We start from the raw sequence: 13,207 nt of genomic DNA, 5'->3' as shown, positions 1-13,207 counted from the left end.
TGTGACTCCACAGATGGTCTGTCAGGAAGAGCCAACCTTCCCGCTGACTGTTGGCAAATTTCTCCGTACGGAGGGTTCCGCGGCCGTTCTACGGTCAGGACCAGGGTCCAATGGGAGGTTCGGTGACCGTCAGTACTCATGCGCGGCGTGCCCGGGTCCGCGTGACGGGCGCGGCGAGCACCGCCGTCCGTCCCGTGCTGGAGGCCCCGCGCAGCCCGGCCCGGGTGCTCGCGGCGTTCTCCGCGGGGATATACCTGGAGGTCAGGACCGACTGCGAGCCTTCGGTGATCGCCCTCATCACCGGCGAGGCGGCCCGGCTGCCCAACTCGGTGTTGCTGGCCACGCCGCTGCCTCGGGTCACCGTGGGTGAGGACGCTTCCGTGGGCGACCGCGGCATCGAGCTGGGCTCGCTGAGCCTCGGCGTGCGCCGCTGGTGGGACCCGGCTCCGGCGCTGGGTCCGGTCGACCCGCTGAGCCTGGCGGACGTCGTCCTGGACGGCCCCGGACGCCCCGGCCTGGCCGGGAACGACGCGGTCGAGCTGCTGGCGCGCAGTTGCGCGCGGGGGCGGCTGCTGGGCGCGGTGACGGCGGCGGAACAGCTCGTGGGGCTCGGTCCCGGGCTCACGCCGAGCGGCGACGACGTGCTGGCCGGGCTGCTGGTGACGCTGAGGCACCTCGGCACGGCGACCGGCACGCGGCGGGCGGTCTGGCTGGCCGACTGGCTGGCGGCGACCGTCACCTACGACGCGCGCACCCGTACGACGCCGATCTCGGCGACGTTGCTGCACTGCGCGGCCAGGGGCGAGGCCAGCCCGGAGGTGACCGGCGTGCTGCGCGGCATCGCGGGCAGGCAGGCGCTCGAACCGGCGCTGCGGCGCTTGCACCGGCTCGGCCACACCTCGGGCGCCGACCTGGCCCAGGGCATCTCGATCGGGCTGGCCTCGGTCCGGGCGTTGAGCGGGCGCCCGTGAGCGACGACCTGATCCAGCTAAGAAAAGGGACGTACCACGACTCCGTCACCTTGATGCGAATAAGTCGGGCGCTGACCGAAATGCCGGGCGTGGAGGTGGCGATGGTGGCCATGGCCACCGAGCTCAACCTCGCCATCGTCCGCGACCTCGGCTTCGAGCCCCCGCCCGCGGGCCCCGGCGACCTGCTCATCGCCCTCCGCGGCGCCGACCCCGCGCGGGCCGTCGAGGAGCTGGACGCCCGCCTGACCGCGCGGGCCGCCAGCACCGCGGCCACGGCCACGGCCGCCGGGGAGCAGCCGCCGCTCACCACCCGCTCGGCCGCCAGGACGCCGGCCGACCTGGTCCTGGTGTCCGTGCCCGGCGAGCACGCCTTCTGCGAGGCCTACGACGCCGTCGAGGCCGGGCTGCCAGTGATGATCTTCAGCGACGGCATGCCCCTCGCCCAGGAGCGGTGGCTCAAGGAACTGGCCGAGCAGCGCGACGTCCTGGTCATGGGGCCCGACTGCGGCACCGCCTCGATCGCGGGCGTCGGGCTCGGCTTCGCCAACGTGCTGCGGCCGGGGCCGGTCGGCCTGGTCGCCGCCTCCGGCACGGGCGCCCAGCAGGTGTCCTGCCTGCTCGACTGGGCCGAAGCGGGGGTCAGCCACATCCTCGGCGTGGGCGGCAGGGACCTGTCGGCCGAGGTCGGCGGGCTGGCCACGATGCGCGCCCTGCGGCTGCTCGACGACGATCCGGCCACCGAGCTGATCGTGCTGGTCGGCAAGCCGCCCGACCCCGGCGTGGCGGGGGCCGTCCGGGAGGTGGCCGCCGGGCTGCGCACGCCGGTGGTGGAGGCGGTGCTGCCGGAGACCGACCTCACCGAGGCGGCCGGGCGGGCGCTGCGGGCGCTGGGCCGGAGCGTGCCCGGATGGCCGTCGTGGCCGGGTGCGCTGCGCGGGGAGCCGCGCAGCGTCAGGGGCCTGTACTCGGGCGGCACGCTCTGCGCGGAGGCCGCCGTCCTGGCCGGGCCCGGCGAGTTCACCGACTTCGGGGACGACGCCTACACCAGGGGCAGGGCGCATCCGATGATCGACCCGACGCTGCGCCTGGAGGCTCTGTCGCGCGTCCGGGCGGACGAGGTGGTGCTCATGGACGTCGTGCTCGGCCACGCCGCCGACCCCGACCCGGCGGCCTCGCTGGCGGCGGCCGTCGCCCGTACGCCGGCCACCGTCGTGGTGGCGCTGGTCGGCAGCGCGGGCGACCCCCAGGACCTGCACCGGCAGGCCGCGGCGCTGCGCGAGGCCGGGGCGGCCGTGTTCGTCTCCAACGCCGAGGCCGCCCGCCACGCCCGGAGCCTCCTGTGACCCCGCCCGTCGTGAGCCTGTTGTCCGGGCCGCCGCGGGTGATCACCGTCGGCGCGGGGCTGCTCGACGAGGCGCTGGCGGCCCAGGCCGTGCCGACGACGCCGGTGGCCTGGCGGCCGCCGCTGCCCGGCACCGCCGACGCCCTGGCCAGGGTGCTGGCCGATCCGCGCAGGACGGCCGCCAACGAGCTGGCCGTGCGCAGGCTGACCGGCGCGCGGCCGTACCTGGTGGGCCTGCGACGGGCCGCCGAGGTACTGCCCGCGGGGACGTTCCTGCACGCCGGGCCGCCGATCGAGTGGGACCGCGCCTCGGGCCCGATGCGCGGCGCGCTGATCGGCGCGATGTTGCTGGAGGGCCTGGCGGGCGACGAGCGGGCGGCCGAGGCCGGGCTGGCGGCGGGCGCGGTCGCGCTGCGGCCCTGCCACGAGCACGCCACGGTGGGGCCGATGGCGGGCGTGGTGAGCCCGTCGATGTGGTTGCTGGAGGTACGCGACGAGGAGCACGGCGGCACCGCCTACTGCTCGCTCAACGAGGGCCTGGGCAAGGTGCTCAGGTACGGCGCGTACGGCCCCGAGGTGCTCGACCGGCTGCGCTGGATGGACGAGGTGCTCGGCCCGGTCCTCGTCGCGACGCTGGCCCGTACCGGCCCGATCGACCTGCGCTCGCTGATCGCGCAGGCCCTGCAGATGGGCGACGAGCTGCACAACCGCAACCGCGCGGCCACCTCGCTGCTGCTGCGCGAGCTGGCCCCGGCCCTCGTGGAGGCCGCGCCCGCGCAGGCGGCGCAGGTGCTGCGCTTCATCAACGGCAACGACCACTTCTTCCTCAACGCGGGCATGGCCGCGGGCAAGGTCAGCACGGACGCCGCCCGCGACATCCCCGGCTCCTCGCTGGTCGTGGCCATGGCCAGGAACGGCACCGACTTCGGCGTGCAGGTCTCCGGGCTCGGCGGACGCTGGTTCACCGGCCCGGCCGGGGTGCCCGACGGCCTCTACCTCGGCGCGTACGGCCCGCAGGACGCCAACCCCGACATCGGCGACTCCACGATCACCGAGACCTCCGGGCTGGGCGGCTTCGCGATGGCCGCCGCGCCCGCGATCGTGCGCTTCGTCGGCGGCGAGGTGGCCGACGCGGTACGGGCCACCCGCTCGATGTACGAGATCACGCTCGCCGAGCATCCCGCGTACCAGATTCCCGGGCTCGGATTCCGCGGCACGCCCGTCGGCATCGACGTGACGCTCGTCGCCAGGACGGGCATTCTGCCGGTCGTCAACACCGGCATCGCGGGGCGCGTCGCGGGCACCGGCCAGGTCGGCGCGGGGCTGGTGGAGCCGCCCGCGCAGGCGTTCACCAGCGCCTTGATCGCACTCGCCGCTGAGTAAGTGATCAGTTTGAAAAGCCGCATATCTGCACGTCAGAGCAGCTGTAAAGGGTCTTCGCCTTCCATTACCGATTTTCCGCCGATATCGTGGCGAACCTCATAATCTGCAAGTAGCGCATGGCGCACGGTGGCGCGTACGGCGATCCACCGCACGAAGTGGTCACGCTCTGATGTGACGGATGAGGCTGAATGGGGGCGGCAAGATGGCAGCCGACCGCTTGCTCGGCGGGCCCGGCCCGGACCAGGGTGCGCCGGGAGGTGACCCGCAGGGCCAGGGACGTCTGGTCGGCAGGCGTTACCGCTTGATGTCGCCGGTCGGCAGGGGCGGCATGGGCATGGTGTGGCACGCCCACGACGTGCTGCTCGACCGGGACGTCGCGGTCAAGGAGCTGATCCTGCCGTACGGGCTGGATCAGGCCGGCAAGCAGATGGCGCACCGGCGCATGCTGCGCGAGGCCAGGTCGGCGGCCCGGCTGACGCATCCGGGCATCGTCACCGTCCACGACGTCGTCGAGGAGGACGGGCGGCCGTGGATCGTGATGGAGCTGGTCCGCGCCTGGTCGCTGGAGCAGGCCGTGCGGCAGAGCGGCCCGCTGCCGGTGATCCAGGCCGCCGAGATCGGCATCCGCGTGCTCGACGCGCTCCGGCACGCGCACGCGGCCGGCATCCTGCACCGCGACGTCAAGCCGGGCAACGTGCTGCTGACCTCCGACCGCGTGGTGCTGACCGACTTCGGCATCGCCGCCATCGAGGGCGACGTGACGATCACGCAGACCGGGCTGCTCATGGGCTCGCCCGCGTACGTGCCGCCGGAGCGGCTGTCCGGGCAGCCGGTCGGGCAGGCGGCCGACCTGTGGTCCTTCGGCGCGACGCTGTACGCGGCCGTGGAGGGGCGGCCGCCGTACGAGGGGCCGGACGCGATCGCGGTCCTGGGCGCGGTGCTCACCCAGGAGCCGATCAGGCCGCAGCGGGCCGGGACGCTGCTGCCGGTGATCGAGGGCCTGCTGCGCAAGAACCCGGCCGAGCGGCTCACCGCGGAGCAGGTCGCCGACCTGCTGGAAGCGGTGCTGCGCGCCCACGGCTCGGCCCGTCCGCGCCCGCCCGAGACGCTGCCGGCCGAGTCGGACCCGACGCCGCTGGGGATGCTGCCGCCGCTGGAGCACCCGTCCGGGCCGATGCCCTCGCGCATCGTGGAGACCCCTTCGGGGCCGGTGCGGGTGCCGTACGACCCGCTGGCCGGCCCGGCGGGTGGGTACGCGATGCCGCCCTACGACGGCCTGTCGAGCCCGTCGGGCAGCCATCGCACCGACCGGCTCCCGTCCCCGGCCGGCGGCTTCGACGCCTTCGGCGGCCCGTCCGGCCCGCACCGGATGGAAGCGCCCGCCGAGGACCTCGACGACCTCGACGCGCCCGTCCCGCCCGCGCCGCAGCCGATCCTGCCGCTGACCACGGACAGCAGGGCGGCCGCCGTCCCGGCCCCGTGGCCGCTGGCCTCGGCCGACGAACTGCGCGAGCACTCACGTGACCTGTCGCACGACATCAGCCACAGCCGCCTGGCGACCCTGCCCGGCTCCGGCGCCGGATCGCGCGCCGGCTCGTCGGACACCGGCTCCACCCGGACGGGCTCCTCGCGCACCGGCGCCACCCGGACCGGCGCCACCCGGACCGGCCCCGCGCGCAACGGCCCCGCGCGCAGCGGTCCTTCGCGGGCGGGCACGAGCCGCCGCAGGGTCCAGGAGGGCGACGGCCCCTGGATGCGTGGCGGCAGGCCCACGCCGTTGCTGATCGCCGGCGCGGTCGCGGGCGTGGCCGTGGTGATCGGGGCGATCGTGGTCATCCTGTCCGGCGGCTCGCCGCAGGTCTCGCCCGGCACGCAGTCGGCCGCCACCACCAGCCAGGCGCCGCGGAAGTCCGGGCCGTCGCCGGTGCCCGACGGCTACAAGGAGCACACCCCGCCCGGCTTCGCGGCGGCGGTCCCGGACGGCTGGAAGCTGGCCACCTCGGGGGACGCGGCCACCTTCACCGGCCCCAAGGACTCCGGCACCCGGATCGTCGTCGAGCAGGCCGCCCCGGAGGCCGACGGGCTCGCCGAGCTGAGCCGCCGCGAGGCCGACGGCGGCGTGGAGGGCTACATCCAGGTGCAGCTCCAGGCCACCGACTACCGCGGCTGGAAGGCCGCCGACTGGGAGTACACCTACACCTCCAAGGACGGCGTCCCGATGCACGCCCTGACCCGGTACGTCACGCTCGACGACAAGACCGCCTTCACGATCTCGTTCGACATGCCCGAGCTGAAGTGGGACGACCAGGCCGGGGCCCGCAAGGTGTTCCTGGACACGTTCCGCCAGACCACCTGACCCATATTGCACTGATCATTCCAAAACGTGCTAACGTGCTCGTCATGGCACGACCACGGACGTTCGAGGAGGACCGCGCCGTCGAGGCGGCCATGCGCGCGTTCTGGGACGCGGGCTACGAGGGCACCTCGACCCAGGACCTGTGCGAGGCCACCGGCCTCGGCCGCAGCAGCATCTACAACACCTTCGCGAACAAGCGCGACCTCTACGAGCGGGCCCTGCGCCGCTACCAGGAGGAGCGCACGTCCGCGCTGATCGAGCTCATGGCCTCCGACGCGCCCGCCGTGGAGAAGATCAGGACCGTGCTGTGGCAGGCGGTCGACCCCGGGGCCGGCGACCCGGCCGGCTGCCTGGTGGTCAACGCCCTGGTGGAGCTGGCTCCGCACGACCCGGAGATCGCCGTCCTGCTGCGCCGCGACGGCGAGCGGCGGGTGGAGGCGATGCGGGGCGCGATCGAGCGCGGCCAGGCCCTCGGCGAGATCGGCGCGGACAAGGACGCCCTGGCGCTCGCGCACTTCGTCGTGGCCACGGTCAGCGGCCTGCGCGTCGCGGCGCGGGGCGGGGCGGGCCGGGCGGTGCTCGAATCCATCGCGACGACGGCGCTGACCGCTTTCTGACCCCGCACCCGACTATTTTTTCGTGCCCAAATTCTGCACTGATCGTTCTAAAACTGAGGAGTTCTCATGCCGCTGGCGGTGTTCATCCTGGGGCTGGCGATCTTCGCCCAGGGCACCTCGGAGCTCATGCTGGCCGGACTGCTGCCGGAGATGGCCGCCGACCTCGGCGTGTCCGTCCCCGACGCGGGGCTGCTGATCTCGGCGTTCGCGATCGGGATGCTGGTGGGGGCGCCGGTGCTGGCCGTCGTGACGATGCGCTGGCCCCGCCGTACGGCGCTGCTGACGTTCATGGCGGTCTTCGCGCTGACCCACGTGGCCGGGGCCCTGACCACCAGCTACGGCCTGCTGTTCGCCACCCGCGTGGCGGGCGCCTTCGTCTACGCGGGGTTCTGGGCGGTCGCGGCCTCCACGGCGGTCGGCCTGGTGCCGCCGAACGCCCGGGGCAGGGCGATGAGCATCGTGGCGGGCGGGCTGACCGTGGCCACCGTCGTCGGGCTGTCCCTGGGCACGGTCATCGGCCAGCACCTCGGCTGGCGCGCCGCGTTCTGGGCCGTGGCCGCGCTGTCGGCGCTGGCGGCCCTGGGCGTGCTGGCCACGATCCCCGGCGGCCGGCCCGAGCGGGAGGCCGCGCCGGGCGTCGCCGAGCAGCTCCGCTCGATGCTGAGCCCGCGCCTGTGGCTGGCCTTCGCCACCACCGCCCTGGCGACCGGCGGGCTGCTGGTCTCCTTCAGCTACCTGAGCGCGATGCTCGTGGACACGACCGGCATGCGGGCCGCCTGGGTGCCCGCCGTCCTGGCGCTGTACGGGGTCGGCGCGGTGATCGGCATCACGATCGGCGGGCGCACCGCCGACACGCGCCCGTTCCCGACCCTGTACGCGGGCATCGCCGGGCTGGTCGTGACCTCGGTCCTGCTGGCCCTGGCCGCGCCGGTCGCGGTGCTGGCCGTGCCGCTGGTCCTGCTGCTCGGCGGGTTCGGCTTCGCCACCAACCCGACGCTGAACACCCGCGTCTTCGCCCTGGCCAAGGACGCCCCCACGATGGCCGCCGCGATGAACGTCTGCGCCTTCAACGTCGGCATCACCGTCGGGCCGTGGCTCGGCGGGCTGGCCATCGGGGCGGGCGCCGGATACCCGTCCGTCGGCTGGATCGGCGCCGTGCTCGGCGTGGCGGCCCTGGGCGTGGTGGTCCTGTCCGCCCGTCCGGGCCGGGAGCCGGTCGCCGTGGCCCACCGGGCCGAGGCCGTCCCGAGGCCGTGAGGTACGGTCCTGGCCATGGAACTGGCGAGCATCCACTTCTATCCCGTCAAGTCCACCGCCGGGCACGACGTCCAAGAGGCCGAGGTGCAGCCGTGGGGGCTGGCCGGCGACCGGCGTTACCTGGTGACCGACGGCCAGGGCGGCCTGCTGACCGCCCGCGAACACCCCATGCTGCTGGCCTGCGTGGCGCAGCTCGACGGCGACACCCTCACACTGACCGGCCCGCACGCGCCCCCGCTGCGGGTCACCCCCACCGCCGGCATGACCACCGTGGACGTCTGGCGCACGCCGGTCGAGCTCACCGACTGCGGCGACGACGCGGCGCGCTGGTTGTCGGACCTGATCGGCCGCCCGGCGCGGCTGGCCTGGCTCGACGACCCGACCCGCCGTCCCGTCAACCCCGAGTACGGCCTGCCCGGCGACCGGGTGAGCCTGGCCGACGGCTACCCCCTGCTGCTGACCACGACCGCCTCCCTCGGCCGGCTCAACGACTGGATCGCCGAGACGGCGGCCGAGCGCGGCGAGGAGATCCCCCCGCCGCTGCCCATGCACCGCTTCCGGCCCAGCGTGGTGATCGACGGGGTGGAGCGGCCGTTCGCCGAGGACGACTGGAAGCGGCTGCGCATCGGCGCGGTCACCTTCCGGGTGACCAAGGGCTGCGACCGCTGCGTGCTGACCACGATCGACACCGCGACGTACACCAAGGGCAAGGAGCCCATCAGGACGCTGTCCCGCCACCGCAAGTGGGACGGCAAGGTCTGGTTCGGCATCAACCTGATCCCGGACGCCCCCGGCACGATCACCGTGGGGGATTCCGTCACCATCCTCTGAAAAAGGCACCTTTCCCAATAGAAATGGATGCCTGTCCTCTTTGGGTGGATGTCGGGGGCTATGCGAGACTTCACAGGTGACCAGCACCCCCACGAAACCCCCCGTCTCCCCGCCTGACCTCGCCGGCGTCCAGCGTCGAACCCTGGTCGTCCTGTCCGCCGCGCAGATCGTGGGCGGCGTGGGGGTGGCCGTCGGGCTGGCGCTCAGCTCGGTGGTCGTGGACGAGCTGTCCGGCTCGACCGTGATCAGCGGGTTCGCCGGAACGGCGACCGTGCTCGGGGCGGCGCTGCTCGCGCTGCCGACCGCGCGGCTGTCGAGCCTGGGAGGCCGCCGGGTCGGCCTGTCGCTGACCTACCTGGCCGCGCTGGCGGGCTGCGCGATCTCGGTGGCCGCGATCAGCCTGGGCAACTGGCCGCTGCTGCTGGCCGGCCTGGTGCTGGTCGGCGGCGGCAGCGCGGGCAGCCTGGCGGCCCGCTACTCGGCCACCGACCTGTCACCGCAGGGCCACGCGGCCCGGCACCTGTCGCTGGTGGTGTGGGCCTCGACCGTCGGCTCGGTCGCCGGGCCCAACCTGGCCGAGCCCGCCGACCGGATGGGGATCGAGGCGGGGCTGGCGGCCAAGGCCGGGCCGTTCGCGTTCGCGGCGCTGGCGTTCGCCGTGGCGCTGGTGATCATCATCGGCGGCCTGCGCCCGGACCCGCTCAAGCTGGCCCGCGAGCTGGACGGCGCCCCCGAGCCCGGCCCCGGCCGCCACCGCACGATCAGGACGGGCCTGCGCACGCTGCGCGAGACCCCCATGGCCCGCCGCGCGCTCGTCATGATCGCGGTGGCCCACACCGCGATGGTCTCGATCATGTCGATGACCCCCGTCAAGCTCCACCACGACGGCTCGAACCTGAACGTCATCGGCCTGGTGATCAGCCTGCACATCGCCGGCATGTACATGTTCTCGCCGGTCGTCGGCTGGCTGGCCGACCGGGCGGGCAAGGTGCCGGTGCTGGTGCTCGGCTCGGCGCTGCTGCTGGCCGCGGCCGTCCTGGCGGGCACGGCGGGGCACCGGGTGTGGCAGGTGACCACGGCCCTGGTCGTGCTCGGGCTCGGCTGGTCGTGCGGGCTGGTCGCCGGGTCGGCGCTGGTCACCGAGTCGGTGCCGATCGACCGCCGGCCCGCCGTGCAGGGCCTGTCCGACCTGCTGATGAACGTCTGCGGCGCCACCGGGACGATCATCGCGGGCGCCATCGTGGGCATCCTGTCCTACGGCGTGCTCGGCCTGGTCGTCGGCGTCATGGTCACCCTGGCCGGGCTCTGGCTGGGCTCGGCCCGGTACCGCGACCGCGCCCGACCGGCCTGAACGGTCACTTGGCGTCGCCGTAGCACCCCACGGCGACCGTCTCCATCGGGAAGCGCACCGGGGTCGAGCCGAACAGCAGCCTGCTCGCCTCGGCCGCCGCCGTCGTCACCGCCGCGGCGACCTCCTGCGCCTGCTCCAGCGGGCAGTGCACCATGACCTCGTCGTGCTGGAAGAACACCAGCCTGGCGGGCTCGGGCAGCAGCCCGCGCAGCACCGCCAGCAACGCCAGGGCCCATTCGGCCGCCGTGCCCTGCACCACGAAGTTCCTGGTGAACCTGCCCCGGTCGCGGGCCGCCCGGCCGCCCTCCGGGCCGGACACCAATTCCTTCCACCGCCCGGACGGCGGCGGGCTGGTACGCCCGAGCCACGACCGCACCAGCCGCCCCTCCTCCCCGGCCTTGGCCGCGTCCTCCACGAACTGGTACGCCTTGGGGAAGCGCTGCCGCATGACGGCCAGCAGCTTGGAGGCGTCGCCGCTGGTGCCGCCGTACATGGCGGACAGCATCGCGATCTTGGCGTTCCCGCGCTCGCCGCCGAACGACTGGGCCAGCGCCGAGTACAGGTCGATCTCCCCCGCCGCCCTGGCCAGCCCGCCGTCGCCGGCCATCGCGGCCAGCACCCTCGGCTCCAGCTGGGCCGCGTCGGCGACGACCAGCGTCCATCCCTCGTCGGCCACCACGACCCGGCGCATCACCTTGGGGATCTGCAGCGCCCCGCCGCCGCTGGTCGCCCACCGGCCGGACACCACGCCGCCGACGACGTACTCGGGGCGGAAGCGCCCGCCGCGCACCCACTGGTCGGCCCACACCCAGCCGTGGAAGCTGTGGAGCCGGGCCAGCTCCTTGTAGGCCAGCAGCGGCGCGACGGCGGGATGATCGATCTTCTTCAGCTCCCACGACCGGGTCGTCTTCAGCGCCACCCCGGCCCCCTTGAACGCCTTGACCAGCTGCTGCACCGAGTCGGGGTTGACCGGCCGCCCGAAGGCCGCCGCCACCTCGTCGGCCAGCGCCTGGAGCTTGGCCGGGCGCATGCCGTGCACGGGCCGCGGGCCGAGCATGTCCGTGAGCAGCGCGTCGTGCACGTCCCGGCGCCAGGGCATGCCCTCGTGCGACATCTCGGCGGCGACCAGCGCGCCCGCGGACTCGGCGGCGACCAGCAGCCGGAAGCGGCCGGGCTCGGGCAGCTCCTCGATCCGGCGGAGCTGGTCGGCCAGCACCTCGGCCACCGCCTCGGCGGACAGCGGCTCGGGCGCGAACAGCGTGCCGGGCACGCTCGGCTGGTCGTCGGGCACCGGCAGGCCGTGCAGCCGGGCGTGGGCGGCCCGCGCCGAGCGCGGCTCGCCGTAGCGGCCCTCGTGGGCGAGCAGCAGCCCCTCGGTGAGCGCGAGGTCGTGGCAGCGCGCCACCCGCACGCCCTGCTCCAGCAGCGGCGGGTACGTCTCCCGCGTGTCGGCCCAGACCCACCGCGGCCCGCCCCCGGACTCCAGCTCCCGCACCGCGGACGCCGGGCCAGCCGCGCGCCGGGCCGTTCCTCCGACGGGAAGCACCGTCTCCCCCGCTACCACGACATACACGCACATAAGGGTGCCAAACAGCTACGACAAATCGATGTGCACCTCGTCCTCCAACGGCGGCCGGAGCTCCTGCTCCAGGCAGCCGGTGGCGGCGAAACAGCGCAGGGTCAGCCGGTCGGGCGTGACCGACACGTGCAGGAACTGCTTGAAGAACGGCGGCTGGTCCCAGTCGGACAGCTCCGACAGGAAGCGGTGGAACACCTTGTCCACCGGCAGCCTGAACGGCCACGGCCAGGCCCCGAGCAGCCGCGCCGCCCAGCGCATCCGCCGGGTGACCGTGACCGGGCCCTCGACCGGCCGGGCCGGCCGGTTGCCGATCTGGCTGGACATGATGCACACCGCCTCGTCGGGGGTGAGGCAGAGCCACTTCATCCGCAGCCGGCGGGCGTAGAGCTGGCTGTAGAAGGACAGCGAGTCGCCGCGCAGCGGGTAGCACTTGAACTCGTCCTCGGCCACGCCGGCGACGTCCACCCTGCCGATGATGTGGGTGGCGTGCATGAAGGCGCCGCCGCCGCCGGTCACGATGTACTGGATCACCCGGTCGCCCACCTTGACCGGATAGCGCTGGTAGTTGTGCACGTCTCCGCCGATGGCCGCGACGTACCGGTGGGCCGGGTCGCGCACGATGTCATCGATCGTGCCGCCTTCCTCCAGCAGTGACGGCTTGTGGACGTTGCCGGTGTAGATGGGCTTCCCGGTCACCAGGATCTTCGGCCGCGGGTCGAGCGAGACGCGGCGCAGCCAGGCCGTCTGCGTCTTGTCGAGCACGTTCTTGATGCCGGTGTCCACGCCCACGACCAGCAGGCTGTCGCTCTCGATCACCCAGTACGGCGCCGGCTGCGCGGCCTGCTGGGCCGGCCGCCCCCGGAGCTTGCGCGCCTCGGCCAGCCTGCCCTCGTCGATCGTCTCCGGCTTGCGCCACAGCAGCCCGCGCAGCCCGCGGTCCGGCCTCGGCTTGAGCGGCGGGGCGTCGCAGAAGACCCGCATGAAGCCGCCGAGCCCGTCGTACCAGTCGTGGTTGCCGGGGATCGCGTAGATCGGCGCCTCGTAGTCCTTGTACGGGCGGAAGAACTTGTCCCCGTACTCGTTGCCCGACCCCGTCGGGTAGATGACGTCGCTGGCGATGACCGCGAACGAGGTGTCCCGCCCCAGCCTCAGCATCCCGGGGACGACGGCGTACTGGGAGGCGTCGCCCTCGCCGGTGTCGCCCAGAATCAGGAAATTGAAATTTCCCCCGACGCCGGGCTTGATGCGAAATTCCGGATCTATCCCGCGGGCTTCCTGTGCCGCGATCCATCGTTTCCGCACCTCCCCCGAAGGGTCACCGAACAAGCTCGCCAGGATCTCGTTCCTGGACAGCCAGAGCGTGCGTGAATTCAGCCAGGTGAATCCGCCCTTGTCCGGTCTGAGCTGGGCGAACGTCCCCGGTTCCGCACAGGCCCAGCCGGCCCCCGCCTTCGACACCCGTGAGGAATGCTGCTTCCCGCGCTCGGCCGCGACTTCCACCATGACCACATCTTTACCGG

General features: G+C 73.7%; 10 protein-coding genes. 8 read left to right on the top strand and 2 right to left on the bottom strand.

All coding sequences use genetic code 11. The features are described 5' to 3' along the window. Positions 1 to 122: 122 nt before the first annotated feature. The 8 genes from ABZ444_RS04130 (at position 123) to ABZ444_RS04095 (ending at position 10,108) form a co-directional block, all read left to right on the top strand. Complete coding sequence (locus ABZ444_RS04130; protein ID WP_357992349.1) at positions 123 to 971, top strand: DUF2877 domain-containing protein; 849 nt, start codon at positions 123 to 125, stop codon at positions 969 to 971. After that, entirely contained in the window at positions 968 to 2,314 is a 1,347-nt protein-coding gene (locus ABZ444_RS04125) for an FdrA family protein (protein WP_357992346.1), read from the top strand. Before ABZ444_RS04130 ends, ABZ444_RS04125 begins: the two co-directional genes overlap by 4 nt. Further along, on the top strand, positions 2,311 to 3,696 hold the full coding sequence (locus tag ABZ444_RS04120) for a DUF1116 domain-containing protein (RefSeq protein ID WP_357992343.1): 1,386 nt from the start codon (positions 2,311 to 2,313) through the stop codon (positions 3,694 to 3,696). Before ABZ444_RS04125 ends, ABZ444_RS04120 begins: the two co-directional genes overlap by 4 nt. Before the next feature lie 202 nt (positions 3,697 to 3,898). Continuing rightward, a complete protein-coding gene (locus ABZ444_RS04115; protein WP_357992340.1) occupies positions 3,899 to 6,052 on the top strand; it encodes a protein kinase in 2,154 nt (717 codons plus the stop codon). A 44-nt stretch (positions 6,053 to 6,096) separates the two neighbouring features. Next, a complete protein-coding gene (locus ABZ444_RS04110; protein WP_357992337.1) occupies positions 6,097 to 6,669 on the top strand; it encodes a TetR/AcrR family transcriptional regulator in 573 nt (190 codons plus the stop codon). Positions 6,670 to 6,735: 66 nt separating this feature from the next. Further along, a complete protein-coding gene (locus ABZ444_RS04105; protein WP_357992334.1) occupies positions 6,736 to 7,926 on the top strand; it encodes a Cmx/CmrA family chloramphenicol efflux MFS transporter in 1,191 nt (396 codons plus the stop codon). Between the two features lie 15 nt (positions 7,927 to 7,941). After that, on the top strand, positions 7,942 to 8,757 hold the full coding sequence (locus ABZ444_RS04100; RefSeq protein WP_357992332.1) for an MOSC N-terminal beta barrel domain-containing protein: 816 nt from the start codon (positions 7,942 to 7,944) through the stop codon (positions 8,755 to 8,757). Between the two features lie 76 nt (positions 8,758 to 8,833). Beyond that, entirely contained in the window at positions 8,834 to 10,108 is a 1,275-nt protein-coding gene (locus ABZ444_RS04095) for an MFS transporter (RefSeq protein ID WP_357992329.1), read from the top strand. Between the two features lie 4 nt (positions 10,109 to 10,112). On the opposite strand, the gene ABZ444_RS04090 is transcribed toward ABZ444_RS04095, so the two are convergent. Together ABZ444_RS04090 and ABZ444_RS04085 are read right to left on the bottom strand one after the other, a co-directional pair. Next, the gene (locus ABZ444_RS04090; RefSeq protein ID WP_357992326.1) at positions 10,113 to 11,687 is read right to left on the bottom strand and encodes a bifunctional 3'-5' exonuclease/DNA polymerase; all 1,575 of its coding nucleotides are present in this window, start codon (positions 11,685 to 11,687) and stop codon (positions 10,113 to 10,115) included. A 15-nt stretch (positions 11,688 to 11,702) separates the two neighbouring features. After that, a complete protein-coding gene (locus ABZ444_RS04085; RefSeq protein ID WP_357992323.1) occupies positions 11,703 to 13,190 on the bottom strand; it encodes a metallophosphoesterase in 1,488 nt (495 codons plus the stop codon). Between the last annotated feature and the right edge of the window lie 17 nt (positions 13,191 to 13,207).

This window comes from Nonomuraea sp. NPDC005730, from assembly GCF_040630865.1.
Taxonomy (GTDB): Bacteria; Actinomycetota; Actinomycetes; order Streptosporangiales; family Streptosporangiaceae; genus Nonomuraea.
This window is presented reverse-complemented; position numbering and strand designations above follow the sequence as displayed.

What these genes read in the sequence shown, in the direction of transcription:
- ABZ444_RS04085 (WP_357992323.1), bottom strand. Translation starts at nt 13,190, where the DNA reads ATGGTGGAAGTCGCGGCCGAGCGCGGGAAGCAGCATTCCTCACGGGTG.
- ABZ444_RS04110 (WP_357992337.1), top strand. Translation starts at nt 6,097, where the DNA reads ATGGCACGACCACGGACGTTCGAGGAGGACCGCGCCGTCGAGGCGGCC.
- ABZ444_RS04115 (WP_357992340.1), top strand. Translation starts at nt 3,899, where the DNA reads ATGGCAGCCGACCGCTTGCTCGGCGGGCCCGGCCCGGACCAGGGTGCG.
- ABZ444_RS04090 (WP_357992326.1), bottom strand. Translation starts at nt 11,687, where the DNA reads ATGTGCGTGTATGTCGTGGTAGCGGGGGAGACGGTGCTTCCCGTCGGA.
- ABZ444_RS04100 (WP_357992332.1), top strand. Translation starts at nt 7,942, where the DNA reads ATGGAACTGGCGAGCATCCACTTCTATCCCGTCAAGTCCACCGCCGGG.
- ABZ444_RS04105 (WP_357992334.1), top strand. Translation starts at nt 6,736, where the DNA reads ATGCCGCTGGCGGTGTTCATCCTGGGGCTGGCGATCTTCGCCCAGGGC.